The organism is Paenibacillus tianjinensis (assembly GCF_017086365.1).
Lineage (GTDB): Bacteria > Bacillota > Bacilli > Paenibacillales > Paenibacillaceae > Paenibacillus_AQ > Paenibacillus_AQ tianjinensis.
Genome location: NZ_CP070969.1, coordinates 4,160,582 through 4,187,204, shown reverse-complemented (window position 1 = coordinate 4,187,204; position 26,623 = coordinate 4,160,582). Strand labels below are relative to the sequence as shown.

Genomic DNA, 26,623 nt, shown 5'->3' with positions numbered 1-26,623 from the left:
TGTATATGTCAATAGTACACTTGCCAGATAATTCACTTGAAATCATCGCTGACAATCATGATCTTGTCAAACTTATTCAACAACATATGGGGTTTGAGGTTGCTCAAGTCGTAGAGGAATTATGCAAGTCAGCAGACAGAGAAAAAATTAGGGCAGAAGGCGACTTAATTAGCTACGAATGTCAACTAGAAGAAAATAATGATGCGTTCATGGAGCTGCAACGATTGCTTTATAAGGTAGAGAAAGAATTGCAAGCGAAGAGAGTTAATCGCAACAATATCCAAAATCTAGTTGACCGAATGGAATTAGAAATTGCGAATCAAATGTAAGGAGGTGATAAATTGGCTGAACGACTATTGAAATGCCCGGTCTGTGAGCAATATGGTCATAAGGATAAGATGATTAGAGAAGAAGATAAACGTTATTATCATGTTGAGTACTGTCATGATAGGTATTTACGCGATAAAGAAGCAACCAGGATTGAAAATCAGCAATGGGATGAACTGTACCAATACATAATCAAGTTGCACGATATTATTGTTCTGCCCAAAGGGAATATTACGAGACTGAAGGATCTGAGGGCAGGATTTGATACTAAAAGTGGTAAACGGGAAAGACGTTGGAGAAATGGCCCGGATTTCGGACTAATGCTAGAGGCTTATAAATTAGCTGAAGATAGTATTAAGTGGTGTATTGTAAATAAGTTAGATGGCAGTAATGATACAAGAGCTATCAATTATGGGATTAGTATTATGATTGATAAATTGAATGAAGCTTTTGCCGGACGGAAATCAAAACAACAACAAAAAGAACAATTCGAAAAAACAAAGGTAACAGACCAAGACAAAACAATTTCTTCAAATATCAATAAGAATAAAAATAATAAAATAGATGAAATGGACATTTCTGCGTTTTTATAGGAGGCTAAATTATTAACTACATAGATGAATTTGTGAAACCATCAAAGATTCACGAGTCGTTGTTTATCGGATATTTATGGAGCACACCATCTCTTTATGAAAAATACAGAAATCATGAGATCACTAAGGACACTTTTACTGAGCCTATCTGGTGGTACTTTTACTATATAGGAAATGAAATGTATTCAAACAGTATTCGTAAGTTTGATGACAAAACAGTTTATTCATTCTTAACTTCAAGGCCGATTGAAGTTGGTCGAAAATCGTATTTTGATTATTACAACGAATATGGCGGTTACAACTCAATCGAAGAACTTTTGGAGGAATGTGAGAAAGATAAAGGTAATAATGACGATTACCACTTTTCTGAAATTCAAAAGTATGAAAGTTTGCGAAAATTCCAAAGCGAAAGCCTAATTGATATCAATAACAAAGATCTTGTTGGTAAACTGACTCGTATGACTCTTAAACAAATGCAATCATTCTTTCAATTCAAAACAAGTTCAATTTTTTCTCACATTAACTGTGGAGAAGTTGTCGAGTACAATCTTTCTGATGACCTGGATATTGCAATTGAAAAAATGAATCAGGGTGAAGCGATGGGGTTGTCGCTGCATGATTCTCCAAGATTGAGCAAGAAGATTAAAGGCTGGCGTAAAGGTGAGCTTATGTATTTGGTGCTTAGTTCTGGAGTTGGGAAGTCGTCCATAAGCATGGAGAAATTTATCCTTTCTCTATATGAGAATGAGCAAAAAGGTATGATGTTTGTTAATGAGGAGAATATCTGGAAAACAAGAAATCTTATCTTGGCTACAGTCTCTTCAAAAATTCTAAATAAACCCATTAATCGTGAGAAGTTGATTGAGGGCAATTTAGATGAAAAGACAATGGATAAACTAAACGCCGCAAAGGATTGGATTCTTAAGCACGAGAAGGAGCTTATCAAGTTTTATGATTTAAAGAAATATCGTGTAGAAGACGTTCTTAGTAGAATCCAAATGATGAAGCCACTAAATTATTCTTATGCAATTCTAGACACCTTCAAACCAGATTCTTCAGCCAAGGAATCTGCAAGATGGGAAGCATTTAGTAACTCCGCACAAAGCATCTTTGACTGTATAAAACCAGAGGCAAATAATGTTGGCTTACTTGCAACAGTACAACTTAAGATTGGCAAAGAATATAGATATCTTGATCTTAGTGCTATTGGAAAATCCCTTGAGATCGTTGAGGTGGCTTCTGTGGTACTTATGGGTAGATTGTTGTATGCAGATGAGATGCCAGGGAAGAAAGAGGCTGTGAAGGCTTACAACTGGGAGAAGAGCGATTTCGATGGTAAGTGGCATAAGAAAGAGTACATACTAGATCCCGAAAAAACTTATATGATTATCTTTATATCAAAAAATCGCTCAGGTGATATCTCGGAACAAATTATTTATGAAGTAAACTATGGCATAAATTCATTTAAAGAGGTTGCATATTGTCAGATGGGTAAGAAATCGAATTCTCAATTTTAATACATATAAGCAAATACTCCTATGGGGGAGCCTAAATGAGTAATAACGATTTAAAATTAATTAAAGATAAGATTCTGGAGGATGGTAAAGTAGGAGAATTGCTTGAATTGATGGGTTGTGAGTATGTCGATAAGAAAAATAATCGATATGAAGCACAGCTACCTTCTAAGTTTGAATCTCCAAATAAGCGATCTGTTCAAGTTTATCTGAATGAATCATTGTCTAGTCGTATCAGAACCTTGGGCGAATCAGATATAGATATTTATGGATTGGTATCATACATAGTATTTGACAAGTATTCAGATGAAGACAGACGTAATGACCTTCCCAAAGCCAAACGCTGGATATGTGAAAAATTGGGGTATACAGAGTTTTTAAATGGATCTTATACCCCATTACCTACCAACGAACATCTTAAATGGCTTAAAGAGGTCAAAAAACAGAGAAAGAAGAAGCGTAATCTTGAAAATATAGAAAACCAAATTTACGAAGACGAGATATTAAATCAGTTTGTAATGTTACCACATAAATCGTATATTGACGAAGGTATAGATTATCAAACCCAAGTTAACTTCCAGGTTGGTTATGACATCAAGAGTCAAAGAATTATCTTCCCGATTCACAATAGTTTCGGGGAGATTGTTTCTATAAAAGGCAGAACGATTTTTGATAATTATGAAGAGTTGGATATTTATAAGTTCCTATATCTCATCAACTTCAACAAAATGATTGAACTATACAATTGGCATCGTGCATTATATTACATCCTTGAATCTAAGGAGGTGATTATTTACGAGGCGGAAAAAACTTGTTGGCTGAGTACTCAATATGGTTTTTCCAATTGTGTAGCTATAAGTGGGGATGACTTGAGTGAATGGCAGGTGAATAAGATTAAAGAACTTGGCAATGAAATAGATATCGTTATAGCTTTAGATAAAGATAAATCAGTTGATGCTGTAAAAAAGCAGGGTGCTAAATTTGGTAAGACAAGAAATGTGTATACATTGTGGGATAATGCCAGTCTATTCAAGAATAAAGAAAGTCCTACTGACTTAGGGGAAGAGCTTTTTAAAAAGTACTATTCAGAATGCAAATTTAAGATACATAATTAGGATAAAATATAGGTTTTATCAAAATACGAAAGAGGAGTGAATTATGAATACATATCTTATGGAATTAGTAAAAACGAAGCAATCCAAAATTAGTACATTGAGTGATGAAGAAACGAGAGCATATAAGACTGGACTACAAATGCTTGCGCTATCTGTATGCGAAGAGTTCTTTGATATTCCACCAATCTCAAACGACAGGTTTAGTGATTCTGGATTGTTTTATGAAATAACATATTTTGATTCTGAACAACTATGGACATCAGAAAATCAAAGAACACTTCTGGTTGTCTATGATACGATAAAAAACAAATCTTCATATTGTCCATTGCGAATTGATTTCAAATTTAAGTTTACAGAGGACTCTGTTGATTATTGGCTGTATGCTTACGATCAATCAGGAGAACGAACAGTAAAATGGGTGTTGGTAGCAAAAGAAGGAACTGATAATTACACCACAATTCATAAACATGAGACAGTCAAATTGTCTGAGTTGATTGGCTATTCAAATGAGGAGTTGATTTAATATGTCATTTTGCCCACACGGTAATGGTCAAAGCTGTTTCTATTGTGAAGATTGCGGTTGTCACTTTGGTATTGAGTGTTTAGACGTTCCTGAACAAACCTTTTGTCCTAGATGTGGAAGTGAAGACACTATTCTCACAAATGAAAGACTGGTCGGTAAGGTTTATCGAGAATATGAGTCCGTAGAACAGTATGAACAGATGCAGGAGTTCAAAAGGCTCTATAAAGAACTAAATGGCAATGCCTCACTTTTAAAAACCCTTGATAAATAAGGGTTTTTTGTGCATCATTTCTTCATAAAATAAAGATTTTATCAAATCTAAAGGAGATTAGATAATGAATAAACCATCGGCAAGACTTGATATTCCCAAGCCTCCATCAGACTTTACTTCATTTAAAATTGTCATGAAAAGTGGAGCAGTATTTAATATTGGAGCAAGAGAATCAGAAATTGAGCAACTAAAACAGAAAATGAATAAACGAGAGCCGGGTCTAGTTGAATTAAACAGAGGCAGATATCCTGTATTAAGCGAAGAAGTGGCAATGCTTATATTCTGATTTAATAAATAAATATATTTTAAAAACCATTGACATTCATTTAATAAATAAATATAATAAGATTATGACATGAGAGAGGGATGATATTCTTGTCAACAGTTCAGCTTAGCACATCAGATTTAAAGCTTACCGAGGACGAAAACGCAGCAAGATACATTGAAATATTGAGTAACAAATTCGGGAGCAAATTAACAATTGGGGGAATTTATGAGATAAAGAGATCATATGGGAGTCCACAGATATATGGTGATGATGGTGAGATGTATATTGTGGATGAAGATGGTAAGGATGCTTATGGATTCCAAATGTTATGCGATGTGAACTACTATGAGTGATACATAAATAAATATAGATTAATTACACCAGTGAACGGACTAGAAAGTGTGTGAATTGTGATGTTAGTAATAAAGCGGAGTTACATTGTGATGATGTGACTCCAAGTAGAAATATAAAATACATATTGAGGAGAACGAGCAAATGGTTAAAGAAGTCGGTTGTATCATGAATACTCCAATCACTCGCACAACAAAAGAATTTATCAAATCAATGAAAGAATGGACAGAATTAAAAAAGATTGATCTGCAACTTTACTCACTAACACATACATATGACGAAGATCCGAAAAGAAAACTTCATATTCTAGTGCCATATGATTATGAGACTTTCAATGCAATTTGTGCATACATCCAATTCGAATGCTCTGAATTAGAAACGAGTTTTTCAATGGATCAGACAGATATTATAGAAGTGCTGACAAAGTTTTATGATTGCGAAGAATGCTTATACCAAAAAGAATTATTGATAGACGAAGATGCTAAGAATATCGACCTATATATCAATTGGGAATCTCATTGTGGTTCTGGAGTTCAGGAAGTTAAAGTTTTGAAGCGTGATGTAATGAATAAATATTTCGAGAAGTATATTGAATCATTTTATCAAGAACATCCAAATTGGAGGCCATAAATGTCACTAAAAATTGAGAACGAAACAGTTTATGTGATTTACAAAAACGGTGTTCCTTATGATGGAGAGAGTAGAAAACTTGTATACACTTCAATGTCTGCTGCAAGCAGTGTGATTACTACGGAAGCAAAGCGTGAAGCTGAACGTAATTATGATTGGATGGAGGCAAAGTTTCCTGGAAGGCCTTATTGGTATGAACTTGACAGAGAGTATAGAGACAGAATGATTGATTAGAGAAGAACAAGTTTACGATTGTTGAATATGGACCAAAGGAGAATGCAAACAATGAATATAACTGAATATGAGCAACTAAAGAAATCAAACAGTCAACAGAAAATTATTTCAATTGAAGATCTCAAAGATGATTCAGACAGAACACTTTTGTACGGATATACATGTAGCCGAAATACTTGGCATGTATACATCGAGAATAAACGAATCTATGTCGTTGTTTACGGATTCGATGGCGATCCTAAATGGCTGAATGTTGACAACAACTATGAATTCGTACCAGATAAAAGACTCTATCCTGAAAGATGTGATTATGATTTCTGTAGACTACTAAAAGATAGCGGAGTCGAACTTCCATTTACAGTATGGACTGAAGATGTAGAAAATCAGAAATATTATGGGAAAGTGATAACATAAAACCCGTATAAACATTGACTTTTTTGAAGTGAAAATCATGATAAAATTTGTGTTTTATCAAAATTTAGGAGGAATATAAGTGGAAGATAAATATTTAAAGATTGGATTCTTTTTGGGAAATACAATAGAGGATGCAGTTCATGAATTGCTTACATATAAAAAGAAAGGTATTTTGGCCTGTGGGAAATTTAATGGAACAACGCTATATTCAGACACAGTAACGATGGATGGAGCCTATAAAGAAATCATCGGAAAGACAAAAGCAGAATTTGATGAGTCCCAGCAAAAGTGGCGAGAGGAATATGAGAAAAGAGAAGTGGAATTTAAAGAAAGCATTCCTTCGCTTGTAGAAGAGTGGATGGCAAAAGGTAGAGAAGTGCTTGATGAAAGTAGATGGGATTATTGGGATAAAATTGTTCCAATTAGACTTGGTGATCTATATCATGGTATGGAATTAGGATGTTGCTTGAAGATTGTTAAGATTTTGAATGAAAATGGTAGTCTCGAAGATGCAAAGAAAGAAATTGAGAGTCAAGGTCATTCGGGAATGTCATTTGGTTTGGTTAGGGCAATGGTTAAAGAGTTTTGCGATAGAGGTAATGAGTTATCTGATTATTTAGCCTATTAGAATGTAATAACAATAGACTACCTACAGAGAGGAGAGATACATATCAGAACGTTAGTTATCTCGGATATTCACGGATGCTATTTACAATTTGATGCCATGTTGAAGCAGATTAAATACAATCCTGATAATGATAAACTAATCTTACTGGGAGACTATGTAGATAGAGGATTGTACAGTAAAGATGTTGTCACTAAAGTCATTCAATTGGCTAAAGATTACGGTGTAATCGCTCTTAAAGGAAATCATGATGATTTAATGGTGGATGCCTTTAGGAATCGAGGAGATTCACTATGGATTAATAATGGCGGAATCATGACTACTCAAAGTTATGCCGGATATGATTTTCTAGAAGAAGGATTCGACTGGGATGAACATCTAAGAATGAAGTCACTGATACTTAAAAATTATCCCAACCACATTGATTTTCTTGAAAACCTACCTCTGTATTATGAAGATGATAAACATATTTATGTTCATGCTGGAATTAATCCAGAAATAAATGATTGGAAACAGCAATCAGAAGAAGATTTCTTGTGGATTCGTGAAGATTTCTATAATAATCCTACTAGAGAAAGTAAAACGATTGTTTTCGGTCATACTCCTACAATTTATCTTCACAAAAGCAATAACATTTGGTTTGGCAAAGGTAAACATAAAGGAAAGATAGGGATTGATGGAGGGTGTTTTCATAGCTCTGGACAACTAAACTGTTTGGAGATTAGTGAGGATGGAAAATATAAAGAACATGTTATAAGGAAAAGGTAATAATGATTTGAAAACTTCACGAAAACATACTTTCATGAAGAAATGAGGGATAAATTGCAAAATGAAATGCAACATCAACATTCAAGTTTACGTAAAACTGAACACACTTGGAATAAACGCTCTTCGTGAACATTACGAATCATTAAAGATCCCAGAAAGGTATTGGCAAGAACCAGAATTTGATGGAACCTATAAGTTTGCCCTGTGGAATTTGATGCAGATATTCGGCTCACATTTTTATATTGGCGGGAATCAACTTTTTGAAAACAATGAGATTATTTTTGTTAAATAAAAAGGAGGATACAGCAATGTATTTTTACACAATCTCAAATGGTGAATATTCGGATTATGCTTACACGATGATTTATCATGAGAAAGAATTTACTAAGATTGAATTTTGCAAACTATATAATTCTGCAATGGAGAAATTGAATGGTAGATATCCTTACCACAATGGTGTTGCCGAAGTAATGGAAGAAGCGTTTGGGTTTAAAATTGCAAAAACAAGATTTGAAATTAATGCTGAATATGGCGAACATAAGACTCTTGACATTGAGAAAATTGACTCAGATGAAACTTGGATATCTGTAGAAGATTATCCTGCTAAGGAGGTTTAAAGATTAATGCTTAAATGGTGTTTAGAATATCCATTCTTTACCCTAATCATTTCAATCGTTGCACTAATAACAATAGACAATATCTTTGTGAATATTTCAAAAGCAAAAATTGCCAAATATGAATCACGAAAGAGTGATAAATAATGAGCCAAGAGAAAAGTAATTTTCTTTATCGAATCAAAGCACTTCCAATGGATACCTCATTCCTATTCTCAATTTTTCACAATCCAAACACGGTATTTACAGACGAACAAATCGAGAGTTGGAATAAGCAAGCTCGTCAAATGAGAGATAATTTAGACGATCTGATTGATGAAGCAAATAATTTCATGGAGGAGAAATAATACATATGACAAAAATAACGGAAAATATTGATAAAATAAATTCGTTTCTTACCGATTTAGAACAAGTCTCAAACAAGCACGGTATTTATATCAATTCTAAGATGACCGACAGCATTACCCTTGTTGATACCAAGGGAAACATGATTGCCGATGAATTTTTCCTAGAGGGTCAAGATTACGATTGTTTCGCTATTTAAAAAGTCAATGTTTATAAGGTTTTTTTGAGTGACATAACTTGATAAAACTTATCTTTTATCAAATCAAGGAGGTGAATTTAATGAATAAAATCATAGTAGATATGCTGAATGATTACGGTATTAGTCTCAAAGACGAAAACGGCCAATCCCGTGATGTAAAAGCAATCTTCAATGAGATTTCTGAACTTTGGGTTAACCTTAATAAAGAGGAACAGATTGAAGTATTGGCTGCACTGATCGAAGAACAATAAAAATATGAATGGGAGTGATATTTATAAATGAAATGGAAACAAAAAACACCTGTCATTCCATTTGAATCATATGACAATACATATTCTAAACTCGCGAAACTGAATGGAATCACTAACATTGATCAATTTCTGAACCCATTGTCTAATGTGATTTGTGATTCTTATCTACTTAAAAATATCAATGAATTGGCAAGTCGAATCATCCTTTCCATTCGGAATCGTGAGCCTATTACGATTACTGGAGACCCTGATTAGCCAGGCTATGACGGAGTAACTTCGTTGGTGACAATGTATAAGTATCTACTTAATTTCACCGATGAAGTATATTACGTGTGCAATGAACGCAGCGAAGGTCATTCAATAAATAATCTAGTCGATACAATCCCAGAATCAACAAAGGTTCTGATTGCAGTAGACAGTTCATCAAACGATGTTGAAACAATGCGAATGTTATCATCAAAAGGCATCGACTGCTTAATCATTGACCATCACACAGTCACAGTAGAGAATCCATACGCAATCTTAGTGAACCCGCAACAAGAGGGATGTTTATATCCCAATAAGAATGCCTGCGGTGGATTACTCGTTTATAAAGTATGTCAAGTTATCGATGATTACATGAATACAAATTATTCGAATAAGCTCGATGATCTTCCTGGATTTGCACTCATGGCTGATATGATGTCGATGATGGAATTAGAGAACAGATACTATGCAAAGCAGTCATTGAAGAACCTACATCATGCTGGACTTAAGGCATTGTTTCAAGCAATGAACTTCGATTTAGCAAATCTATCCGCAACAGACTTTCTATACGGTGTGAGTCCTGCTGTAACGGCTGCCACAAGAGCAGATAATATCAAGCTGGCAATTGACTTTCTGATGTGTGTTGACGACTCAGACGACATCAAGGGACTTACTAAAGAGTTGATTAAGGCCAATGAGAGACGCAAAGAGGTTCAGGCTGAAGCTTTACAAGCATTGAAGCCACTCTTTGATGAATCGAATAAGGTTGTAATCGTAGTAGATTCATCATTGGGAGCCGGGATGAATGGATTGGTGGCGCAAGAGCTGTCCAAGACATTCAATAGACCAGCAATTGTACTTGGTGTTAGTGATGATGGAGATATGTTGAAAGGAAGTTTCCGTGGATTAGAGGATTTCTCAATGCTAGAGCTACTGGATAATTGTGAAAACACAATTTATGCTGCTGGACACGATGCTGCTGGAGGCGTTCAGTTACTTAAAACAAATTTAGAACAACTCCAACAAGAACTGAATGATAAGCTGTCTGACTTTGAAGCAGATGACTCTCTGTATTACGATTTAGAATTCAACTTGTCAGATGTAAATGAGAGCCTAATTAATTATTTAAATGAGTTTTACCGGATTACGGGCAACAAATTCAAACAAGGTAAGTTCCTCATCAAAGGCTTATTCGTTTCAGATAAAAAGCTTATGGGCAAATCAGCAAACACAGTTAAGGTTGATTGTGATAAGATTCAACTTATGAAGTTCAAAACTGACGAAGAATACTTTAACTCTGTCCCGGTCTTTTCAGAAATTGAAGCTATTGGTTCACTTAATATTAATGTGTGGAAAGTTTATAAACCCAAGTTTAAAGTGACTAAAACACTGCAATTGTTCATTGATGATTACCGAGAAATTATTTAATAAATAAATATATACAAATAAAAAATTATAATATATAATAAAGAGGAGATAAAATACATATGAAATACTACGGCGTAGCAACTAACCAAACAGGAACAAGCACAATCATTTTTAATCTATCGGATAATCGTCTGAGCGCAGAGAATGAAGCAAAAACACATTGCAAGAAGAATGGACTTACGTTTCAGTATTTGCTGCCAGAAAACAATACAAAGAAAGGTGGAGCTACGTTGACAAAATACGCAAAAGCAAGAAAGTTGAACGCCTCTAAGAAACGGTAATCTTATGAATGTACGTTTTACTGAACATGCTAAAGAACGTTGTCGTCAAAGTAATGTAGATTGGAGATCTCTCGCAAGAGAGGTTTCTGGTCTAAATATTACAGGTAAGCTCAGATGGATGACAAAATGGGGAACATTGGTATTACAGAGAGTTTCAAATGAAGTGGTGATTGTTAAAACTTTTATTGCTAAATATAAATATAAAGGTCAGAAATATCACAAAGGATGTACAACGTTTTAGTGAGAGGTGTAACAAATGAAAGATGAAACTGTGTATAGTGGCCCAGATGTTGGTTCAGGCAAGGATGTTCAATGGATTAAAGTATTAAATGGTAAAGTTGATGCCAGGAAGCCAAGTTTTGCTTCGAATGATGAAATTATCGATACTTTGAGGGAATTCGATTTAGAGAAACCCTTATAAACATTAGGTTTTTTAGAGTGTATTTCTTCATAAAAGATATATTTGATTAGGAAAAGGATGGATGAAATATATGAATGACTATGTAATTGTTAAACATTATAAAGACAATGATGTAGATTTTAGGGGAGAGATCGAATACTACAGTCTTTATAGTTCAAAAGAAAAAGGAGACGTATTTGAAGAATGTTCAGTAGAGACTATAAATAATTTCCTAGATAAATTAACCAATAATGGAGTAGAGTTCAGAGTTCATCATGGTGCGGTATGTGCTTTTTATTCTTAGTAAAAGAGAGGTTTTATTCAAAGGAGGTTACATATGAGTGATTATACATATCGTAGTCCAACAGAATATGGATATACTCGATTTAAGCTTTCTAGGAAGCAGCACAAAGAACTTTTCCCCCGTAGAGTATTAAGATGGAACCAGAAGTGCGAATATTATTATAACGATAACAATGTCTTGATTCACTATTTCTCAAATCATCTGTGTATCATTCTTACAACTGTCCTGTTCCCTATACTAATTCTATTTGCTGGCCTTTCTCATTTTAAAGAGGCGATTAAAGAGATGAAGGAGTTATACAATGAAAAGAAATATGGGAGTTTTTCAACTGACCATATTTCGAAATGTAACAGAGGTAAGAATAAATATGATGAAATCATGAACTATATTAAAGAGCAGGGAGTGATTGAATGAGTTGGTCTGATACATATCCTCATGAACTACATGCAAATGTTCTATTGCTTGATGGTAAAATTGAGAACTGGAAAACAGGCAACACAAAAGCACAACCTGAATACTGGCCGTTTTCAACCTACTGGAAATCATCAAGAATGAAACTTGAACACTATGATGGTTATGATTCAATGGGGCTTGGAGATTACACAGTTGAAACTAAAACATGGATTGTAAACAATGACCAGGAACATAATGATGTGTTTGAAATTCATTCCAAAGAGTGGTATCGACAATGGGAACATGCAGATGATTATAAATTGGGGAGGGCTTATTGATGGAAGAGGTTATTAAATTTATTGAAAATAAAATTAAAGCATTGCAATCAGAAAGTGATCAGATCGAGAAAAAATATGAGGAGGATTACAACCCCTCTGATTGGTCTGGAGGTAATTTTGACGATTGTTATAGTGACGGCGTTTCAGATGGCGAAACATTCGGGTCGCTGCAAGCCTATAAAACAATTTTGGAAAAGTTAAACAAGGGAGATGTTCTTTAATGAGTGTTGATTTTTATGCTTGTGATTGTTGTGGGGAAAGTAGATATGAAGAATATGTAGATACGTGCCATGAATGTGGACATCGAGTTTGTACATCTTGTGTAGTAGATACAGATAATATTGATTCTCGATATGCATATTACTATGGAGTTAAATTCGATGGGACTCAGGAACAACGTGTTGAATATGGAATGGAAGATGAAAATAGGTTCAATCTTGAAATTGGCGAGATTATAGATGATACAGGTATCGCTCCAAAGTATTGTCCTTTCTGTAGTGGGGAAGAAGTGAATAATGATGACCTTCTTGTCTTTCTTCTTAACAAGTATGATTTAGAAAAAGATGACGTTGAAAAAGAATATTTGGCTGCAAAGGAGAAAAAGTAGAAGTCACTATAACAAGATTATAGAAATAAATAATGGGATGATGGGATTTAGAATAGTGTTACGGATAGAGAGGGGGGTGATATTTGTAAAAGTATTTAGAGTTGAAAAACACGATATAAAAAAGTCGCACAAAATGTACAAAACAGTCGATGAACTATGTTTTAAGAGTAAAAACCTATATAACTATGCGAATTACATAATGAGACAAGAGTTCATCAATAACGGGAAATACATAAATTATTATGATATGAAGAAGGAATTAAAAACCCATGAACCGTTTAAATCATTTGGTTCTCAAGCAGCACAACAAACGCTGTCTGTATTGGATGAAGCTTGGAAATCGTTTTTTGCCAGCATCAAGGACTGGGGCAAGAATAAGAGTAAATACTTAGGAATGCCAAAGATGCCTAAATACAAAGACAAACAAGGAAGGCAAGTCGTTATCCTTTCGAACATTCAATTCAAACGAATTGATGGATGCATTAAGTTCTCGTGGTTGCCATTTAGGAATTTTAAAATACCAACAAAAGTGACTGACAAGCTAATGCAGATAAGATTTGTGCCTAGAGGAAGCCATTATACAATGGAGATAGTTTATGAGATTGATATACCTCTAGCAAACATTGAATCAAACAGGATTGCCTCAATCGATTTAGGAATTGATAATTTTGCAACTGTATCAAATAATACTGGGAATAAACCATTTATTATTAACGGCAAAATTATTAAATCTATGAATCAGTATTACAATAAAAAGAAAGCTAAGTCGCAGAGCGATTTAATGAAGAAAAATAATAAGAAATGGAGTAATGCTTTACAATCATTAACAGATAAAAGAGCTAATAAATTAAGAAATCACATTCATAAATCAAGTAGATATATCGTAGATTGGTGTGCAGATCATCAGATAGACACGCTTGTTGTTGGTAAAAATAAAAACTGGAAGCAAGAAGCTCGCATGGGAAAGACGAATAATCAAACTTTTGTTTATATACCGTTTGAAATGCTGATAAGGCAGTTGAGATATAAGTGTGAAAATATCGGGATTAAGTTTGTTGAAACCGAAGAGAGTTATACTAGTGGAACAAGTTTTTTAGATGAAGAATTACCCATCAAAAGTAACTATAATAAATCAAGGCGAATACATAGAGGAATGTTTATATCAAATCTAGGAATAAAGATCAACGCTGACCTGAACGGAAGCTATCAGATCATGAAAAAGGTATTCCCAAACGCATTTGGAGATGGGATAGAGGGTGTACATTTACATCCAGTTAGGGTTAATTTAGTCTAACGAACGACTGCTTACAAAGAGTTGATAAATGTCAAATTTTATTAGGAAAGGAGGCAAAGGATAATTTGCTTCAAGAGTCTGGAGATTGGAAATTCGATTCCGAAGTAGTTCCTATTTTTGATGAGCACGTAAGACTATCGGTTCCTTTATATGAAGAAATACATAATATGATAACTGAGATGTCTTACTGGTTTGCTGAAGACTTTACAAACATCTACGACATAGGAACATCGACAGGAGAAACAATTCATAATTTAAGTATTAAGCATAAAAATAAAAATATTAAATACATAGGTGTTGATTCGTCGGAAAGTATGGTTATTAAGGCAAGACAACGATTTGATAAAGAAAGTTCTGTTACTATCTTAAACCAAGATGTGTCCGACAGTAATTTCGCAATGAATAATGCTAGTTATATTACTGCTGTCTTATCTATAATGTTCATTTCTCAAAGACAAAGACAAGATTTAATACATAAAATATATAACTCCTTAAACTATGGGGGAGCATTTGTCATGATTGAAAAAGTCGTAGGCAGCAACGCTAGATTTGATGAAATGTGGATTGAATTATACCATGATTTAAAACTCAAGAACGGATTGAAACACGAAGAAGTTATTGCGAAATCACAGTCGATTAGAGGGATATTGAAGCCGTATACGGTAGATGAAAATATCTCCATGTTGAAAAAATCAGGATTCACAAACATTGACACTTTTTTTAAATGGAATAATTTTGCTGGATTTATAGCTATCAAACTATAGGGGTGATTAATTGAAACAACAAGAAAACAACGGATTGAAATTGATTGATCTATTTTGTGGCGCAGGGATTGGGGCAGTGGGATTTAAATTGGCAGGATACAATATTGTAGATGCTTTAGACAATAAGAAGTATGCGGTTGACACATACAATAAAAACATTGGAAATCATGCAAGAGTAGTCGATATAAGAAAGATTAACGGATATGAATTGCCTAAAGCCGATGTAATAGTAGGTGGATTTCCTTGTAAGCCATTCAGTGAAGGAGGGGCGCAGCGAGGAGAGGAAGATGAGGCTAACGGGGATTTAGGGAAGCATTTTCTTCGACTAATCAAAGAGGCAAAACCAAAAGCATTTATTGTAGAGAATGTTAAGGGGTTGACTTTTAAGAAGCATGAAAAGTTTTTAAGCCATCTACTAACTACATTTGAAGAGTTAGGCTACAATGTATGTTGGAAATTGATTAACTGCTACGAATATGGCGTTCCTCAAGAAAGAGAAAGGGTTTTTATAGTTGGCATACATAATTCATTAAATAAGACTTTTTGCTTCCCAGAACCAATTTCAACGGATGGGCGAAAACACTTAGTAGATGCCATAGGTGACTTACCTTGCCCCGGTGAGAATCACAGCGTAAGCAATCATAAAGAATACTACGATGGTGGATTTTCACCACGATATGTTTCTAGGAATAGACAACGACAATGGGATGAACCTTCATTTACAATCGTATCGACAGCCAGACAACTACCTCTGCATCCTAGTCCACCAAATTATGATATCAGAAAAATGGATGAATATTCTTGTGAGCCTCCAAGAAGGTTTACCGTGAGAGAATGCTTAAGAATTCAGTCAGTACCGGATTGGTTTTCTTTTGGCGATGATATTGCATTAGATAAACAGTATGAAAGATGTAGCGGAATTCCCTCGTTGTTTGCATACATACTGGGAAAGAGTTTGGCTGATCAAATTAATCTATAAACATACATAGTTAATGAATTGTAACTTTTATCAAAAGGAGAAGACTAAATGGAGATTATGGATTATATTAATGAAATTATTGAAAATCATGAAGAAAACAGAGATGAACTAAACCTACATCAGCTATGTGAAGACGTTAGAAATAAATTTAATACAAAATGCGCACATGAATATGTGGGAGGCTACGAGAGTACAGGTTATGATATTGATTGCTATGCGATTGCCTTCATTGATGAGAATGGTGATATAGGTATTGCATCTTATAATAAGGAAAGCTATTAAATATGGACAGAGTAATCAGAACAACTCAAAAACTTGTCAACGGAGAATGGCAATCCGTACTATTTCATAGTTTAAAAGAAGGCGACTATTTCAGAATGTTTGATAATATTACTCCTGTTTCCCACGATGGTAAATGTGTATTTGTAGCAACAAGCAATATATATTTCAATGAAGCTGGTAACTATAAAATTAATTACGAAACATGTTGACAAACATTTAATAAATAAATATAATAAGCATATAGGAGGTTATAAAAACGAGTAAAACATACATAAGTTTGGACGATGCCTTGTATGACTGTTTCAAGGATGATATGGGCACAGTAAATGAATCGCAATTACATGAAGATTCATATGTAAAGAAAAAGTTAAAGGATTTTCTTGGTCCAAAAGAGTTTAAGAAGATGGATGCTTTGAGTGAAAAGGTATGGTATGAGGCTTGGAGAGAGTTCGATGTAAGAGTTTGGCATGACAGAGCCAGGAAGGAGGTCGAGTGATGGAAGCGGGAATATTGTTTACTGTAGAGCTTGCAACCCTTAGAGATAGTCAAGTTCTGTGTGATGGATTGATTTTTAATACATATGTTGATGCAAATGATTGTGCTGGAATTTCATCGGATAGCGAAGAAATTGACATTGAACAGATGGAAGAAATGGCAATCAAATATGCCATTGAGAAACTATTTGATCAAGGATATTTGCTTAGAGTAGGTGAAATGATTGAGGTTGTGAGTGTGAGTCATTAATTAATAAAAATAATATTTTATCAAGAATTGGAGGTTGTAAATGTTTAAGGAATATAAAATTAGATTCTATGATTCAGGAGAACACAAACTTGGCTATCTTGCAACTATCACAGCATTGGATGATGAACAGGCTGATGAGTTTGCAAAGATGATCGTTGCAGGGTTGGCGTATCAACCAGATAGTGATTGGTATCCTCATGACACAAAATATGAGTTTATCTAAAGGAGGTGAAAAATGAACGAGTATTCATACGGTTGGCATATCGAGAAAAGGAAGTATGATAAAGGCACATTCCTTTTTGGAATCAATTTTAATACAAATGATGAATATGGACAATTCAGAGAGAGTTATCTATGTATTTACCTAGGTAAATACTGTTTCACTATTGGTAAATTTAATAAATAAGATAGTTACTCTAGGAGATGACGCATACGGAAGTTACAAAGAGAGATGGAACTGTAGTGGGATTTGACAAACAGAAGATTGTGAATGCAATCATGAAGGCTATGGCGCGAACTGAAAAAGGTATTGATGAAGAAGTTGCTGAGAGTGTAGCAGAAAAGACCATACATAAATTATTAGGGAAAAAGAATCTAGATATTGAATGCATTCAAGACAATGTAATTGATTCTTTATTACTCAGTAAACGAAAAGACGTAGCTAAGGAATATATTGCGCACAGAGAAGTCAGAAGTCTAAAACGAAGAGAAAGAAGTAGTCTTGATAAGAAAGTTCAAGGGCTTCTCGATTTAACTAATACAGAGGTAATGAGCGAGAATTCCAACAAGGACAGTCAAACGATCCCCACTCAAAGAGATTTATTGGCTGGAATTATGGCTAAAGACTTTGCACAAGCATATATGATTCCTAAGCGAGTAGTAGAAGCTCATAATAATGGCGACATCCATCAACATGATCAAGATTATACACCTTATTTTCCCTCATTCAATTGTATGTTGATTGACTTAAGAGAAATGCTTGAGAATGGTTTTAAGTTGGGCAATGCTCAGATTGAAACTCCAAAATCAATTACAACTGCTGCGGCTGTAACAGCGCAGATAATTGCTCAAGTATCAAGTCATATTTATGGCGGAAATACAATCAATGAGATTGACAAAATTCTTGCACCTTATGTGACATGTTCGTTCATCAAGCATTTTAAAACTGGCATGGAGTGGCTGTATAAAGCAGATAGTTCCTATATCAACACTTTGGATATTTATATCGAGAACAAAGAATTATCAAACCAGTTTCCAAGATGCTATGACTACGCAATCAAACTAACGCAAAAAGAGACTTTAGACGCTTTTCAATCATTAGAATATGAGATAAATACGTTGGTTTCAGCAAATGGACAAACGCCTTTTTCAACCTTTGGTTTTGGTAGAGGAGCGACATGGGAAGAGCGTCAAATTCAAATTGCAATTCTTAATAATCGTATCAGAGGATTGGGCAAGGAAGGTAAAAGTCCTGTATTTCCAAAACTTATTTTCGCCCTTGAAGAAGGAGTGAATGTCAACCCAGAAGATCCAAATTACGATATTAAAAAACTAGCAATAAAGTGCAGCACATTGCGTATGTATCCCGATATAATCTCCGTGCCTAAAGTTAAAGAGGTTACTGGTTCATTTAAATTCCCAATGAGTTGCAGAAGTTTTGTGAGTAGATATATTGAAGATGAAAAAGAATTACATGATGGAAGATTTAATATGGGGGTAACAACAATCAATCTACCTCGATTAGCTATTAAAGCTAAGGGGTCAGAAGAGAAATTTTACGCGTTATTAGATGAAATGCTAGAAGTATGTAAAGAAGCGCTTATGTATAGAATTGAGCGTTTAAAAGGAGTTAAAGCTAAAGTTGCTCCTATCTTGTACATGGAAGGTGCGACAGGTCACAGACTTCAAGCAGAAGATACAATTGATCATTTATTGACTAATGGAAGGTCAAGTATCTCGTTGGGATACATAGGAATTCATGAAACAATACTATCACTGTTTGGGAGTCATATTTTTGACGATATTGTTTTGCAACAAAAAGGATTAAATATTGTCAAGTATCTAAATCAAAAAACAGAAGAATGGAAAGTTGAAACTGGATATGGATTTAGCCTGTACTCGACTCCTGCTGAGAGCCTTTGCTATAGATTCTGTAATTTGGACGAAGAGCAATTTGGCTCTATTAAGGGGATTACAGATAAGGGTTATTACACGAATTCGTTTCACTTAGATGTTAATAAAAAAGCTACACCATTTGAAAAAATAGAATTTGAAAAGGACTACCCGCAATACGCTAATGGTGGATTTATTACATATTGTGAATTTGATTCTTTGGTGAAAAATCCTGAAGCACTAGAAGCAGTATGGGATTTTGCATATAAGAATGTCCCTTACTTCGGAACCAACACTCCAATTGATAAATGTTTATCTTGCGGTTATGAAGGAGAGTTCGAAGCAACCGTGTCTGGATTTAAATGCCCTAACTGTGGGAATGGAGATCCAAAAACAACATCAGTAATTAGACGGTGCTGCGGATATTTATCTGAGCCTTCACAGAGACCGTTTAACAAAGGTAAACAGCATGAGGTCATCTCAAGAATTAAACATAGTTAGGACTATACAATAATGAATATTGCAGATTATAAACGTTTTGATGTAATCAATGGCCCCGGAATGAGACATTCCATCTTCGTTTCGGGGTGTTCTCATCATTCCTGTGAAGGATGCTTTAATGCAGTCTCATGGAACTTTAATTATGGCAAGCCTTATAGCAAAGACTTTGAAGATTCTGTAATTAGAGATTTAAATATAGACCATGTAAAAATTTCCGGCCTTTCGATTCTTGGAGGTGAGCCTTTTGACAATGCCGAAGGATTATTATATCTGGTTCATCGAGTAAAAAAAGAATGTACTAATAATAACATATGGATATGGTCAGGATATACATTTGAAGAAATATGTGAAGATGAAAAGATGAAGAAATTGCTAACATATTGCGATGTATTAGTTGATGGAAGATTTATCATAGGACAACGGGATTTGAGGCTTAAATGGAAGGGATCACGGAATCAACGTATTATCAATATTCAAGAAAGCCTAAAACAAAACAAAGTTGTACTTTACGAATCATAATTGATTTGGTGGGTGGGTGGGAATTATGAAATTTAAAAAAGAAAGGAAGATTAAACGGATTGTTAAAATTAATTACAAAACGTAATGGGGTAAAAGTGAATTTTGATGCAGAGAAAATCACAAATGCTATTGAAAAAGCAGGAGTTCAAACAGGAGAATTTGATACATCCGAAGCAAGAAAATTGACTCAAGACGTTTTGGAATTAATTGCTCTTAATGCAAGTGATGAATTGACCGTTGAGAATGTGCAGGATTATGTGGAAATGATCTTGCTTAAATCAGAGTATAAACTTACGGCTAAGTCGTACATAATTTATCGTGAAAAACGGACTCAAGAAAGAAAACCTGACATTTTCAAGTACCGTTTAAATCTGAAGCCATACGAATATCCTGAACTCATAGAGTTTAAAGAGGCGATTCAACATTCGTACTGGCTTCATACTGAATTCAACTACACTTCAGACATTCATGATTTTAAATTTAGCGTTAGTGACAGTGAGAGAAATGCAATTAAAAATGTAATGCTTGCCATTGCACAAGTCGAGGTCGCAGTTAAGACGTTTTGGGGAGATATATATCATCGTCTTCCTAAACCAGAAGTTGGTGCGGTAGGACATACATTCGCAGAAAGTGAAGTTCGACATCATGATGCATATTCACATCTGCTTGAGATACTTGGATTGAACGAAGAGTTTGAGAAAATCAAAGAAATTCCTGCGCTTAGTCAACGTGTTGAATATCTGACCAAATCTGCTAAATTGGCTCGTACTGGTAATGATAAAGATTATGCATTATCCATCCTGCTATTTTCCTTATTTATTGAACACGTATCACTATTCTCACAGTTTCTAATTATCATGTCATTTAATAAATATAAAAATATTTTTAAGGGAATGTCTAATGTTATTGAAGCTACCTCAAAAGAGGAGCAGGTTCATGGGCTGTTTGGAATTGAGCTTATCAATATTATTCGAAAAGAACATCCTGAATGGTTTGATAAGCAACTTGAGAGCACAGTTTATCAAGCATGCCTCGATGCTTTTGACTCTGAAAGCATGGTGGTAGATTGGATTTATGAATCAGGAGAACTGAGTTTCTTACCAAAAGAAATTGTTAAAGAATTTGTTAAGGATCGTCTTAATAACTCCTTGAAAAGTGTTGGATTTAAGCCTGTCTTTGACGTTAACGAGAAATCACTAGAAGAAACTGATTGGTTTGATGCAGAGATTGTGGCATCAAAACATGTAGACTTCTTTGTGAAACGTTCAATTAATTATTCTAAGAGAATGCACAGCATCACTGGCGACGACTTGTTCTAATACATAAAAAGGGGATTGATAAAATATGAAATGGTTAAATGAATACAGTAAAACTTTCTTGTCTCGTGGATATCTGACGGAAGGAGTTACAGCAGAACAGCGTATTCGTACAATTGCAGATACGGCTGAGAAGATTCTTAATATCGAAGGATTTGCTGATAAATTTTACGGATATATGGAAAAGGGATACTATTCTCTTTCTTCTCCAGTATGGGCCAATTTCGGAATTGACAAGGGTTTGCCCATCAGTTGCTTTGGTTCCAATATCTCAGACAATATGGGAGATATCCTATACACAACATCTGAGGTTGGAATGATGAGTAAGTTTGGTGGAGGAACGTCTGGATATTTCGGCAATCTTCGTCATCGAGGAGCACCAATCAAAGACAATGGAGAATCATCTGGCGCAGTCCATTTCATGAAGTTGTTTGAATCCACTATGGATGTTGTGTCTCAAGGTTCTACACGTAGAGGGCGTTTTGCTCCATATCTACCCATTGATCACCCAGATATTGAAGAATTTTTGAAGATTGGAACTGAAGGCGACCCCATTCAAGAATTGACGCACGGAGTAATTGTGACAGATAAATGGATGAAGGAAATGGTTGCAGGAGATCTTGAAAAACGTACTCTATGGGCAAAAGTCATTCAGAGACGAGTTGAGATTGGCTACCCGTATATTTTCTTTGATGATGCAGTTAACAATAATACCGTTGATGTATACAAAGACAAAGGGTTGAAGATTTATGCGAGCAACCTTTGTAGCGAGGTTATGTTGCCAAGTAATGATGAATGGTCATTCGTTTGTAATTTATCTTCAATGAATATCCTTCATTATGATGAATGGAAAGATACCGATGCGGTTGAAACTATGGTATTCTTCTTGGATTCAGTAATGACCGATTTCATAAACAAACTAGAGAAGATGCGTGATTCTGAAAGCAGAGAAGAAAAATTGGCATTTTACTTTATGGAGAAAACCTATAACTTTGCAAAGGCTAATCGTGCTTTGGGAGTGGGAGCATTAGGTTGGCACTCATACCTTCAGTCAAAAATGATTCCATTTGAAAGCCTGGAGGCAGCCAAGTTGAATTCTCGCATCTTCAGTTTGATTCAAAAGAGATCACATGAAGCATCAAAGGAATTAGCCTCACTTTATGGCGAACCAGAAGTATTAAAGGGTTATGGAAGACGGAACTCTACCCTGACTGCCATCGCGCCCACAACTTCTTCGGCATTTATTCTAGGTCAAGTTTCGCAAAGCATTGAACCTATTTGGTCAAATTGCTATGTTAAAGATATTGCTAAAATCAAAGTAACAATCCAAAATCCATATCTAAAAGAAGTTTTGAAGACTTATGATAAGGACACAAAGGAAACTTGGAATAGTATTCGAGACAATGATGGTTCTGTACAACATCTTGACTTCTTGAGTAATAATGAAAAAGAAGTTTTTAAGACATTCAGTGAAATTGACCAATATGTAATTCTAGATCAAGCCTCAACTCGGCAATTATTCTTGGATCAGAGTCAATCTCTTAATATCACAGTTAACCCAAAAATGTCGGCCAAACAAATTAATGAACTATATTTATTTGCATGGGAAAACAAGATTAAAACATTGTACTACCAGCACAGCACAAATGCAGCACAACAATTTAGTAAGGATAAGCTATGTTCTTCGTGTGAGGCGTAATATCTTTACATATATAAAAAGAGGGCAATAAAAGCCCTCTTAATACCATAATAAGGGAGAAATCAATCAAAAATGACAGACATAATAAAACAACCATTTCAAGAAGAAGTAAATGATAAAATTCTTTATTTTGCCAAAGTAAAAGAAACTGCAATTATCCCCTCAAAACGTGTTGAAGACGGATGTTATGATATTTATGCTGATCAAGCACTGAAGCTAATTATTATCAATCCTAATGAAATTGTTACAATTCCAACTGGTATTGCTTCAGCATTTTCATCTAAATACCGACTTGACTTTCAACGTGAAAGAGGAAGCACTGGTTCAATTGGGCTTGTTCCAAGATGCGGACAAGTGGATTCAGGATATAGAGGAGAAGTTTTTATTAAGCTTCAAAATGTAACAAACAGAACAATTATCATCACTGACAACAAAGAGATCATTGCTTTAGGTGATTACGTAGTATACCCTATGTCTAAAGCAATCTGCCAAGCAGCACTTGAAATTGTTCCAGAAGTAGATGTAATCGAAATCACACCTGAACAACTTGAAAGTATTCCATCTGAACGAGGAAAAGGTAAAATTGGTTCGTCAAATAAGTAGTCAATAATAAATCTGGCGGTGGTTAATCCATCGCCTTTTCAGATTTAATATCAGGAGGCAATCAATGAGCAAATTCGATTTGATTTATAAAGAAATGGTTGAAGACATAATCAATAATGGTGTATGGGATAAAGATCAAGAAGTAAGAACTAAATGGAAGGATGGCACTCCTGCATATACGAAAAGTATTGTCTCAAAACAAATAAGGCTTGATAATACAGAAGTTCCTATTTTAACAACTAAGAAAGTCGCTTGGAAAACTGCAATTCATGAGTTGATTTGGTTTTATATTAAACGTACAAGCGATGTGTCTTACTTACGCGAAAACAATGTGAAGATATGGGAAGAGTGGACTGGTAACAATAACTCAATTGGAAAGGCGTATGGTTATCAACTAGGCAAACGAATTGATGTTGATCGTGGCGAAAAAGCAGAATATTATGGGTCAATAGTAGACGTTATGACTCCTACGAATCAGGTTGATAACCTTATTCATGAATTAAAAACAAATCCTTCTTCAAGAAGACACGTTATTTCTCTTTGGAATATAGATGATTTAAGATTTATGAATCTATATCCTTGCGTATGGCATAGTCAATGGCTTGTTAAAGAAGGAAAACTACATCTTATTGTTGGGGTAAGATCGAATGATGTTGCATTAGGGAACCCCTTTAACATATTCCAATACTACGTCCTACAGCGTATGATATCTCAAGTGACAGGCTATGAAATGGGAACCCTAACATTTAATATTAATGATTGTCATGTATACGAGAGACATATTGATCCACTAAAAGAGCAAATATCAAGAACGAGTTATGAAGCACCAGAATTATGGATTAATCCTGACATCAAAAACTTCGATGACTTTACTATTGACGATTTCAAACTAATTAACTATAAACACCACGATAAAATACCTATGGAGGTTGCAATTTAATGACCTATCCATTAACAATTATCGTAGCAATGGATCGAAATAGACTTATCGGCTCAAACAATCAACTTCCCTGGCACATTCCAGCAGACTTAAATTTCTTCAAAGCAACTACTTTGTACAACAATGTGGTCATGGGTAAATCGACATTTGAATCAATTGGAAAATCCCTTCCTAAACGAACAAATATCATCCTGACCTCACAAAAAGAATATCCAATTCCACCTGATGGATATGTCTATGACCACATAGATGATGTATTAGTTCACTCTATTATTGATGACTTAAGATCGACTTACATTATCGGTGGTTCATCAATTTACTTGCAATTTCTCCCCTATGCAGATAACATGATTATTACTCACATCGATGCTGAGTTTGAGGGAGATACTTATTTTCCCGAATATAACATATCTGAATGGGAATGTATTCATGAAAGACTTATACCTAAAGGTCAAGATACCGATTACAACTTGACAATAAAACGGTACAAAAGATTTAATAAATAAATATATACAAACAGAATAATTTGTGATATGATGAGTACAGGTTAAAGAAATACAAAACCTGTACTCATTTTTTATTCCAAGAAAGAAGGCGATTCAATAATTTGCTATTGGCACTAAACATTGTTCCTACACTAATTCTCGTCGTTATTCTCTATGTCCGAAGTAAGACGTTTAAGATTGATTTGCTCAACCTAAACTCGTTATCAATTAACCAAGTCTTATATTCGTTCTGTGTCTCAATCGTCGGATTCAGTATATTATCAAGAATTTCTGCAATCTTTTTAACTGTCCCAGCACAACAAGCAATCCCCAAAACGCCAATTATGTACATTTATGCTGTACTATTTAGTCCAGTAGTGGAGGAATTGCTGTTCAGAAAATTTTTATTAATAAAAATAGAGAAGCATTTAAATTGGTGGGCAGCAGCATCTATAAGCTCTATAATCTTTGCCTTATTGCATTTTAACTCAATTGGATTCATCGGGTACATATTTATAGGACTTGTGTGGTGTTATTATTATCGCAAATCAGATAACATCCTGGTTCCAATATTCAGCCATTTCATATTCAACTATCTTGCAATCCTAAGCCAATCAATAAAGGGGTGAGTTAATACATATGAAACTAAGTCCAGATGTTCAAACAATTTTATCTCTATGCTGGGGAGAGAATGATGAACGCAAAAGCACAAGCTTTATTATTGATGGGAAACACGAATATATAACTAAGGATGGTTTAAAATTTAAACCGACAAACAATACATATGAAGAACTTGTACGTTATCAAGAGGATGAGAATAATAGACCAATCAAACTTTATCGCAATGGAGATTATGTAAATATCACAGGAGGAGTGATTATTAATTGAAACGATGCTATAACAGATTTATCGACATGCTTTTCTATTCTAAACTATTCAAACAGTCAAGAGTATTTCATTATCGTATGGCCTACGAACAAGGCAAATTTGATTATCACATGAATCAACTAAACAATACCGATTATATGGAGGGAACGTATGAAGATTAGTCAATATGTAAGAGATAAATATATGGAACTGTGTCCAGTAAGCACAAATAAATGTGATACATACGAAGGAATTGATTACAAGATTAAACGTGCTGTTGATTTGGGCAAAGTAGTATATACATATCCTTGCAGAGTGATTCAGTATTATAATTTGAGATTTACGGTTGAAATTGGAGAAGTAAATACAGTAATTGATATGGAAAAGAATGACGATTATTATCAAGTAGATGAATATCGGAAAGTTGCACATGAGCGTAGGTATTATAACATTGTGGTTTAATAATAAGGGCGTACAGG

45 protein-coding genes and 1 pseudogene are annotated in these 26,623 nt (G+C 34.6%); all 46 read left to right on the top strand.

Annotation, left to right across the window (positions count from 1 at the left end; all coding sequences use genetic code 11):
• Positions 1-5: 5 nt before the first annotated feature.
• On the top strand, positions 6-329 hold the full coding sequence (locus tag JRJ22_RS19285) for a hypothetical protein (protein WP_206101043.1): 324 nt from the start codon (positions 6-8) through the stop codon (positions 327-329).
• 12 nt (positions 330-341) lie between these two features.
• Positions 342-920, top strand: a complete 579-nt coding sequence (locus JRJ22_RS19280; RefSeq protein WP_206101042.1) for a hypothetical protein — start codon at positions 342-344, stop codon at positions 918-920.
• 59 nt (positions 921-979) lie between these two features.
• Positions 980-2,437 carry a P-loop NTPase family protein gene (locus JRJ22_RS19275; RefSeq protein ID WP_232380894.1) on the top strand — a complete coding sequence of 486 codons (1,458 nt, stop codon included), beginning with the start codon at positions 980-982 and terminating at the stop codon, positions 2,435-2,437.
• 35 nt (positions 2,438-2,472) lie between these two features.
• A complete protein-coding gene (locus JRJ22_RS19270; protein WP_206101041.1) occupies positions 2,473-3,549 on the top strand; it encodes a DNA primase in 1,077 nt (358 codons plus the stop codon).
• A gap of 43 nt (positions 3,550-3,592) precedes the next feature.
• Entirely contained in the window at positions 3,593-4,072 is a 480-nt protein-coding gene (locus tag JRJ22_RS19265) for a hypothetical protein (protein WP_206101040.1), read from the top strand.
• Position 4,073: 1 nt separating this feature from the next.
• Positions 4,074-4,343, top strand: a complete 270-nt coding sequence (locus JRJ22_RS19260) for a hypothetical protein (protein ID WP_206101039.1) — start codon at positions 4,074-4,076, stop codon at positions 4,341-4,343.
• A gap of 64 nt (positions 4,344-4,407) precedes the next feature.
• A complete protein-coding gene (locus JRJ22_RS19255; RefSeq protein WP_206101038.1) occupies positions 4,408-4,629 on the top strand; it encodes a hypothetical protein in 222 nt (73 codons plus the stop codon).
• Positions 4,630-4,718: 89 nt separating this feature from the next.
• Positions 4,719-4,964, top strand: coding sequence for a hypothetical protein (locus JRJ22_RS19250; protein ID WP_206101037.1), 246 nt, complete (start codon positions 4,719-4,721; stop codon positions 4,962-4,964).
• A gap of 142 nt (positions 4,965-5,106) precedes the next feature.
• A complete protein-coding gene (locus JRJ22_RS19245) occupies positions 5,107-5,592 on the top strand; it encodes a bis-aminopropyl spermidine synthase family protein (protein WP_206101036.1) in 486 nt (161 codons plus the stop codon).
• The gene (locus JRJ22_RS19240; protein ID WP_206101035.1) at positions 5,593-5,826 is read left to right on the top strand and encodes a hypothetical protein; all 234 of its coding nucleotides are present in this window, start codon (positions 5,593-5,595) and stop codon (positions 5,824-5,826) included.
• Between the two features lie 51 nt (positions 5,827-5,877).
• Positions 5,878-6,240, top strand: coding sequence for a hypothetical protein (locus tag JRJ22_RS19235; RefSeq protein WP_206101034.1), 363 nt, complete (start codon positions 5,878-5,880; stop codon positions 6,238-6,240).
• A 79-nt stretch (positions 6,241-6,319) separates the two neighbouring features.
• Positions 6,320-6,868, top strand: coding sequence for a hypothetical protein (locus JRJ22_RS19230; RefSeq protein WP_206101033.1), 549 nt, complete (start codon positions 6,320-6,322; stop codon positions 6,866-6,868).
• Positions 6,869-6,874: 6 nt separating this feature from the next.
• Positions 6,875-7,633, top strand: coding sequence for a metallophosphoesterase family protein (locus tag JRJ22_RS19225; protein WP_332461407.1), 759 nt, complete (start codon positions 6,875-6,877; stop codon positions 7,631-7,633).
• A gap of 61 nt (positions 7,634-7,694) precedes the next feature.
• Positions 7,695-7,925, top strand: a complete 231-nt coding sequence (locus JRJ22_RS19220; RefSeq protein WP_206101032.1) for a hypothetical protein — start codon at positions 7,695-7,697, stop codon at positions 7,923-7,925.
• Positions 7,926-7,941: 16 nt separating this feature from the next.
• Positions 7,942-8,250: a hypothetical protein gene (locus JRJ22_RS19215; RefSeq protein WP_206101031.1), complete on the top strand. Its 309-nt coding sequence runs from the start codon at positions 7,942-7,944 to the stop codon at positions 8,248-8,250.
• Between the two features lie 143 nt (positions 8,251-8,393).
• Positions 8,394-8,594, top strand: a complete 201-nt coding sequence (locus tag JRJ22_RS19210; RefSeq protein ID WP_206101030.1) for a hypothetical protein — start codon at positions 8,394-8,396, stop codon at positions 8,592-8,594.
• Between the two features lie 5 nt (positions 8,595-8,599).
• Positions 8,600-8,791 (top strand): hypothetical protein, encoded by a 192-nt coding sequence (locus tag JRJ22_RS19205; protein ID WP_206101029.1) that lies wholly within the window; start codon positions 8,600-8,602, stop codon positions 8,789-8,791.
• Positions 8,792-8,871: 80 nt separating this feature from the next.
• Positions 8,872-9,042: a phage tail tape measure protein gene (locus JRJ22_RS19200; protein WP_206101028.1), complete on the top strand. Its 171-nt coding sequence runs from the start codon at positions 8,872-8,874 to the stop codon at positions 9,040-9,042.
• A gap of 27 nt (positions 9,043-9,069) precedes the next feature.
• Positions 9,070-9,297, top strand: a complete 228-nt coding sequence (locus JRJ22_RS19195) for a hypothetical protein (protein ID WP_206101027.1) — start codon at positions 9,070-9,072, stop codon at positions 9,295-9,297.
• Positions 9,298-9,315: 18 nt separating this feature from the next.
• Positions 9,316-9,660: pseudogene (locus tag JRJ22_RS29580) on the top strand (DHH family phosphoesterase); the annotation flags it as partial.
• Positions 9,661-10,716 (top strand): single-stranded-DNA-specific exonuclease RecJ family protein, encoded by a 1,056-nt coding sequence (locus tag JRJ22_RS19190; protein ID WP_332461406.1) that lies wholly within the window; start codon positions 9,661-9,663, stop codon positions 10,714-10,716.
• 59 nt (positions 10,717-10,775) lie between these two features.
• On the top strand, positions 10,776-10,997 hold the full coding sequence (locus tag JRJ22_RS19185) for a hypothetical protein (RefSeq protein WP_206101025.1): 222 nt from the start codon (positions 10,776-10,778) through the stop codon (positions 10,995-10,997).
• Between the two features lie 4 nt (positions 10,998-11,001).
• Positions 11,002-11,238, top strand: a complete 237-nt coding sequence (locus JRJ22_RS19180; protein ID WP_206101024.1) for a hypothetical protein — start codon at positions 11,002-11,004, stop codon at positions 11,236-11,238.
• A gap of 15 nt (positions 11,239-11,253) precedes the next feature.
• Positions 11,254-11,418 (top strand): hypothetical protein, encoded by a 165-nt coding sequence (locus JRJ22_RS19175; RefSeq protein ID WP_206101023.1) that lies wholly within the window; start codon positions 11,254-11,256, stop codon positions 11,416-11,418.
• A gap of 70 nt (positions 11,419-11,488) precedes the next feature.
• Positions 11,489-11,701 (top strand): hypothetical protein, encoded by a 213-nt coding sequence (locus tag JRJ22_RS19170; protein ID WP_206101022.1) that lies wholly within the window; start codon positions 11,489-11,491, stop codon positions 11,699-11,701.
• A gap of 33 nt (positions 11,702-11,734) precedes the next feature.
• Positions 11,735-12,115 carry a hypothetical protein gene (locus JRJ22_RS19165; RefSeq protein ID WP_206101021.1) on the top strand — a complete coding sequence of 127 codons (381 nt, stop codon included), beginning with the start codon at positions 11,735-11,737 and terminating at the stop codon, positions 12,113-12,115.
• Positions 12,112-12,432: a hypothetical protein gene (locus JRJ22_RS19160; protein WP_206101020.1), complete on the top strand. Its 321-nt coding sequence runs from the start codon at positions 12,112-12,114 to the stop codon at positions 12,430-12,432. The genes JRJ22_RS19165 and JRJ22_RS19160 overlap by 4 nt, the downstream gene beginning before the upstream one ends.
• Positions 12,432-12,653 (top strand): hypothetical protein, encoded by a 222-nt coding sequence (locus JRJ22_RS19155; protein ID WP_206101019.1) that lies wholly within the window; start codon positions 12,432-12,434, stop codon positions 12,651-12,653. Before JRJ22_RS19160 ends, JRJ22_RS19155 begins: the two co-directional genes overlap by 1 nt.
• Positions 12,653-13,039, top strand: a complete 387-nt coding sequence (locus JRJ22_RS19150; protein ID WP_206101018.1) for a hypothetical protein — start codon at positions 12,653-12,655, stop codon at positions 13,037-13,039. Before JRJ22_RS19155 ends, JRJ22_RS19150 begins: the two co-directional genes overlap by 1 nt.
• Complete coding sequence (locus tag JRJ22_RS19145; RefSeq protein WP_332461338.1) at positions 12,996-14,333, top strand: RNA-guided endonuclease InsQ/TnpB family protein; 1,338 nt, start codon at positions 12,996-12,998, stop codon at positions 14,331-14,333. Before JRJ22_RS19150 ends, JRJ22_RS19145 begins: the two co-directional genes overlap by 44 nt.
• 65 nt (positions 14,334-14,398) lie before the next feature.
• A complete protein-coding gene (locus tag JRJ22_RS19140) occupies positions 14,399-15,097 on the top strand; it encodes a methyltransferase domain-containing protein (RefSeq protein WP_206101016.1) in 699 nt (232 codons plus the stop codon).
• A gap of 10 nt (positions 15,098-15,107) precedes the next feature.
• Positions 15,108-16,076: a DNA cytosine methyltransferase gene (locus JRJ22_RS19135; protein ID WP_206101015.1), complete on the top strand. Its 969-nt coding sequence runs from the start codon at positions 15,108-15,110 to the stop codon at positions 16,074-16,076.
• Positions 16,077-16,124: 48 nt separating this feature from the next.
• Positions 16,125-16,358: a hypothetical protein gene (locus tag JRJ22_RS19130; RefSeq protein ID WP_206101014.1), complete on the top strand. Its 234-nt coding sequence runs from the start codon at positions 16,125-16,127 to the stop codon at positions 16,356-16,358.
• Positions 16,359-16,635: 277 nt separating this feature from the next.
• Positions 16,636-16,854, top strand: coding sequence for a hypothetical protein (locus tag JRJ22_RS19125; RefSeq protein ID WP_206101013.1), 219 nt, complete (start codon positions 16,636-16,638; stop codon positions 16,852-16,854).
• A complete protein-coding gene (locus JRJ22_RS19120) occupies positions 16,854-17,102 on the top strand; it encodes a hypothetical protein (protein WP_206101012.1) in 249 nt (82 codons plus the stop codon). Before JRJ22_RS19125 ends, JRJ22_RS19120 begins: the two co-directional genes overlap by 1 nt.
• Positions 17,103-17,142: 40 nt before the next feature.
• Positions 17,143-17,325, top strand: a complete 183-nt coding sequence (locus tag JRJ22_RS19115; RefSeq protein WP_206101011.1) for a hypothetical protein — start codon at positions 17,143-17,145, stop codon at positions 17,323-17,325.
• Between the two features lie 200 nt (positions 17,326-17,525).
• Positions 17,526-19,715 carry an anaerobic ribonucleoside-triphosphate reductase gene (nrdD, locus tag JRJ22_RS19110; protein ID WP_206101010.1) on the top strand — a complete coding sequence of 730 codons (2,190 nt, stop codon included), beginning with the start codon at positions 17,526-17,528 and terminating at the stop codon, positions 19,713-19,715.
• 12 nt (positions 19,716-19,727) lie between these two features.
• Positions 19,728-20,234, top strand: a complete 507-nt coding sequence (nrdG, locus tag JRJ22_RS19105; protein ID WP_206101009.1) for an anaerobic ribonucleoside-triphosphate reductase activating protein — start codon at positions 19,728-19,730, stop codon at positions 20,232-20,234.
• A 59-nt stretch (positions 20,235-20,293) separates the two neighbouring features.
• Complete coding sequence (locus tag JRJ22_RS19100) at positions 20,294-21,553, top strand: ribonucleotide-diphosphate reductase subunit beta (protein ID WP_206101008.1); 1,260 nt, start codon at positions 20,294-20,296, stop codon at positions 21,551-21,553.
• A gap of 25 nt (positions 21,554-21,578) precedes the next feature.
• The gene (locus JRJ22_RS19095; protein ID WP_206101007.1) at positions 21,579-23,249 is read left to right on the top strand and encodes a ribonucleoside-diphosphate reductase subunit alpha; all 1,671 of its coding nucleotides are present in this window, start codon (positions 21,579-21,581) and stop codon (positions 23,247-23,249) included.
• 72 nt (positions 23,250-23,321) lie between these two features.
• Positions 23,322-23,852: a dCTP deaminase/dUTPase family protein gene (locus JRJ22_RS19090; RefSeq protein WP_206101006.1), complete on the top strand. Its 531-nt coding sequence runs from the start codon at positions 23,322-23,324 to the stop codon at positions 23,850-23,852.
• Between the two features lie 64 nt (positions 23,853-23,916).
• Positions 23,917-24,792: a thymidylate synthase gene (thyA, locus tag JRJ22_RS19085; protein WP_206101005.1), complete on the top strand. Its 876-nt coding sequence runs from the start codon at positions 23,917-23,919 to the stop codon at positions 24,790-24,792.
• Positions 24,792-25,298, top strand: a complete 507-nt coding sequence (locus tag JRJ22_RS19080; protein WP_206101004.1) for a dihydrofolate reductase — start codon at positions 24,792-24,794, stop codon at positions 25,296-25,298. Before thyA ends, JRJ22_RS19080 begins: the two co-directional genes overlap by 1 nt.
• Before the next feature lie 323 nt (positions 25,299-25,621).
• Positions 25,622-25,906 carry a CPBP family intramembrane glutamic endopeptidase gene (locus JRJ22_RS29785; protein ID WP_408637906.1) on the top strand — a complete coding sequence of 95 codons (285 nt, stop codon included), beginning with the start codon at positions 25,622-25,624 and terminating at the stop codon, positions 25,904-25,906.
• Positions 25,907-25,916: 10 nt separating this feature from the next.
• The gene (locus tag JRJ22_RS19070; RefSeq protein ID WP_206101002.1) at positions 25,917-26,165 is read left to right on the top strand and encodes a hypothetical protein; all 249 of its coding nucleotides are present in this window, start codon (positions 25,917-25,919) and stop codon (positions 26,163-26,165) included.
• Between the two features lie 150 nt (positions 26,166-26,315).
• Positions 26,316-26,606: a hypothetical protein gene (locus tag JRJ22_RS19065; protein WP_206101001.1), complete on the top strand. Its 291-nt coding sequence runs from the start codon at positions 26,316-26,318 to the stop codon at positions 26,604-26,606.
• Positions 26,607-26,623: the final 17 nt, after the last annotated feature.

Bases quoted from the DNA above. Each gene is read 5' to 3' on its own strand.
- JRJ22_RS19285 (WP_206101043.1), top strand. From the start codon at position 6: ATGTCAATAGTACACTTGCCAGATAATTCACTTGAAATCATCGCTGAC.
- JRJ22_RS19270 (WP_206101041.1), top strand. From the start codon at position 2,473: ATGAGTAATAACGATTTAAAATTAATTAAAGATAAGATTCTGGAGGAT.
- JRJ22_RS19265 (WP_206101040.1), top strand. From the start codon at position 3,593: ATGAATACATATCTTATGGAATTAGTAAAAACGAAGCAATCCAAAATT.
- JRJ22_RS19260 (WP_206101039.1), top strand. From the start codon at position 4,074: ATGTCATTTTGCCCACACGGTAATGGTCAAAGCTGTTTCTATTGTGAA.
- JRJ22_RS19255 (WP_206101038.1), top strand. From the start codon at position 4,408: ATGAATAAACCATCGGCAAGACTTGATATTCCCAAGCCTCCATCAGAC.
- JRJ22_RS19245 (WP_206101036.1), top strand. From the start codon at position 5,107: ATGGTTAAAGAAGTCGGTTGTATCATGAATACTCCAATCACTCGCACA.
- JRJ22_RS19240 (WP_206101035.1), top strand. From the start codon at position 5,593: ATGTCACTAAAAATTGAGAACGAAACAGTTTATGTGATTTACAAAAAC.
- JRJ22_RS19235 (WP_206101034.1), top strand. From the start codon at position 5,878: ATGAATATAACTGAATATGAGCAACTAAAGAAATCAAACAGTCAACAG.
- JRJ22_RS19220 (WP_206101032.1), top strand. From the start codon at position 7,695: ATGAAATGCAACATCAACATTCAAGTTTACGTAAAACTGAACACACTT.
- JRJ22_RS19215 (WP_206101031.1), top strand. From the start codon at position 7,942: ATGTATTTTTACACAATCTCAAATGGTGAATATTCGGATTATGCTTAC.
- JRJ22_RS19210 (WP_206101030.1), top strand. From the start codon at position 8,394: ATGAGCCAAGAGAAAAGTAATTTTCTTTATCGAATCAAAGCACTTCCA.
- JRJ22_RS19205 (WP_206101029.1), top strand. From the start codon at position 8,600: ATGACAAAAATAACGGAAAATATTGATAAAATAAATTCGTTTCTTACC.
- JRJ22_RS19200 (WP_206101028.1), top strand. From the start codon at position 8,872: ATGAATAAAATCATAGTAGATATGCTGAATGATTACGGTATTAGTCTC.
- JRJ22_RS19195 (WP_206101027.1), top strand. From the start codon at position 9,070: ATGAAATGGAAACAAAAAACACCTGTCATTCCATTTGAATCATATGAC.
- JRJ22_RS19190 (WP_332461406.1), top strand. From the start codon at position 9,661: ATGAATACAAATTATTCGAATAAGCTCGATGATCTTCCTGGATTTGCA.
- JRJ22_RS19185 (WP_206101025.1), top strand. From the start codon at position 10,776: ATGAAATACTACGGCGTAGCAACTAACCAAACAGGAACAAGCACAATC.
- JRJ22_RS19180 (WP_206101024.1), top strand. From the start codon at position 11,002: ATGAATGTACGTTTTACTGAACATGCTAAAGAACGTTGTCGTCAAAGT.
- JRJ22_RS19175 (WP_206101023.1), top strand. From the start codon at position 11,254: ATGAAAGATGAAACTGTGTATAGTGGCCCAGATGTTGGTTCAGGCAAG.
- JRJ22_RS19170 (WP_206101022.1), top strand. From the start codon at position 11,489: ATGAATGACTATGTAATTGTTAAACATTATAAAGACAATGATGTAGAT.
- JRJ22_RS19165 (WP_206101021.1), top strand. From the start codon at position 11,735: ATGAGTGATTATACATATCGTAGTCCAACAGAATATGGATATACTCGA.
- JRJ22_RS19160 (WP_206101020.1), top strand. From the start codon at position 12,112: ATGAGTTGGTCTGATACATATCCTCATGAACTACATGCAAATGTTCTA.
- JRJ22_RS19155 (WP_206101019.1), top strand. From the start codon at position 12,432: ATGGAAGAGGTTATTAAATTTATTGAAAATAAAATTAAAGCATTGCAA.
- JRJ22_RS19150 (WP_206101018.1), top strand. From the start codon at position 12,653: ATGAGTGTTGATTTTTATGCTTGTGATTGTTGTGGGGAAAGTAGATAT.
- JRJ22_RS19145 (WP_332461338.1), top strand. From the start codon at position 12,996: ATGACGTTGAAAAAGAATATTTGGCTGCAAAGGAGAAAAAGTAGAAGT.
- JRJ22_RS19130 (WP_206101014.1), top strand. From the start codon at position 16,125: ATGGAGATTATGGATTATATTAATGAAATTATTGAAAATCATGAAGAA.
- JRJ22_RS19120 (WP_206101012.1), top strand. From the start codon at position 16,854: ATGGAAGCGGGAATATTGTTTACTGTAGAGCTTGCAACCCTTAGAGAT.
- JRJ22_RS19115 (WP_206101011.1), top strand. From the start codon at position 17,143: ATGTTTAAGGAATATAAAATTAGATTCTATGATTCAGGAGAACACAAA.
- nrdD (WP_206101010.1), top strand. From the start codon at position 17,526: ATGACGCATACGGAAGTTACAAAGAGAGATGGAACTGTAGTGGGATTT.
- nrdG (WP_206101009.1), top strand. From the start codon at position 19,728: ATGAATATTGCAGATTATAAACGTTTTGATGTAATCAATGGCCCCGGA.
- JRJ22_RS19095 (WP_206101007.1), top strand. From the start codon at position 21,579: ATGAAATGGTTAAATGAATACAGTAAAACTTTCTTGTCTCGTGGATAT.
- JRJ22_RS19090 (WP_206101006.1), top strand. From the start codon at position 23,322: ATGACAGACATAATAAAACAACCATTTCAAGAAGAAGTAAATGATAAA.
- thyA (WP_206101005.1), top strand. From the start codon at position 23,917: ATGAGCAAATTCGATTTGATTTATAAAGAAATGGTTGAAGACATAATC.
- JRJ22_RS19080 (WP_206101004.1), top strand. From the start codon at position 24,792: ATGACCTATCCATTAACAATTATCGTAGCAATGGATCGAAATAGACTT.
- JRJ22_RS29785 (WP_408637906.1), top strand. From the start codon at position 25,622: ATGTACATTTATGCTGTACTATTTAGTCCAGTAGTGGAGGAATTGCTG.
- JRJ22_RS19070 (WP_206101002.1), top strand. From the start codon at position 25,917: ATGAAACTAAGTCCAGATGTTCAAACAATTTTATCTCTATGCTGGGGA.
- JRJ22_RS19065 (WP_206101001.1), top strand. From the start codon at position 26,316: ATGAAGATTAGTCAATATGTAAGAGATAAATATATGGAACTGTGTCCA.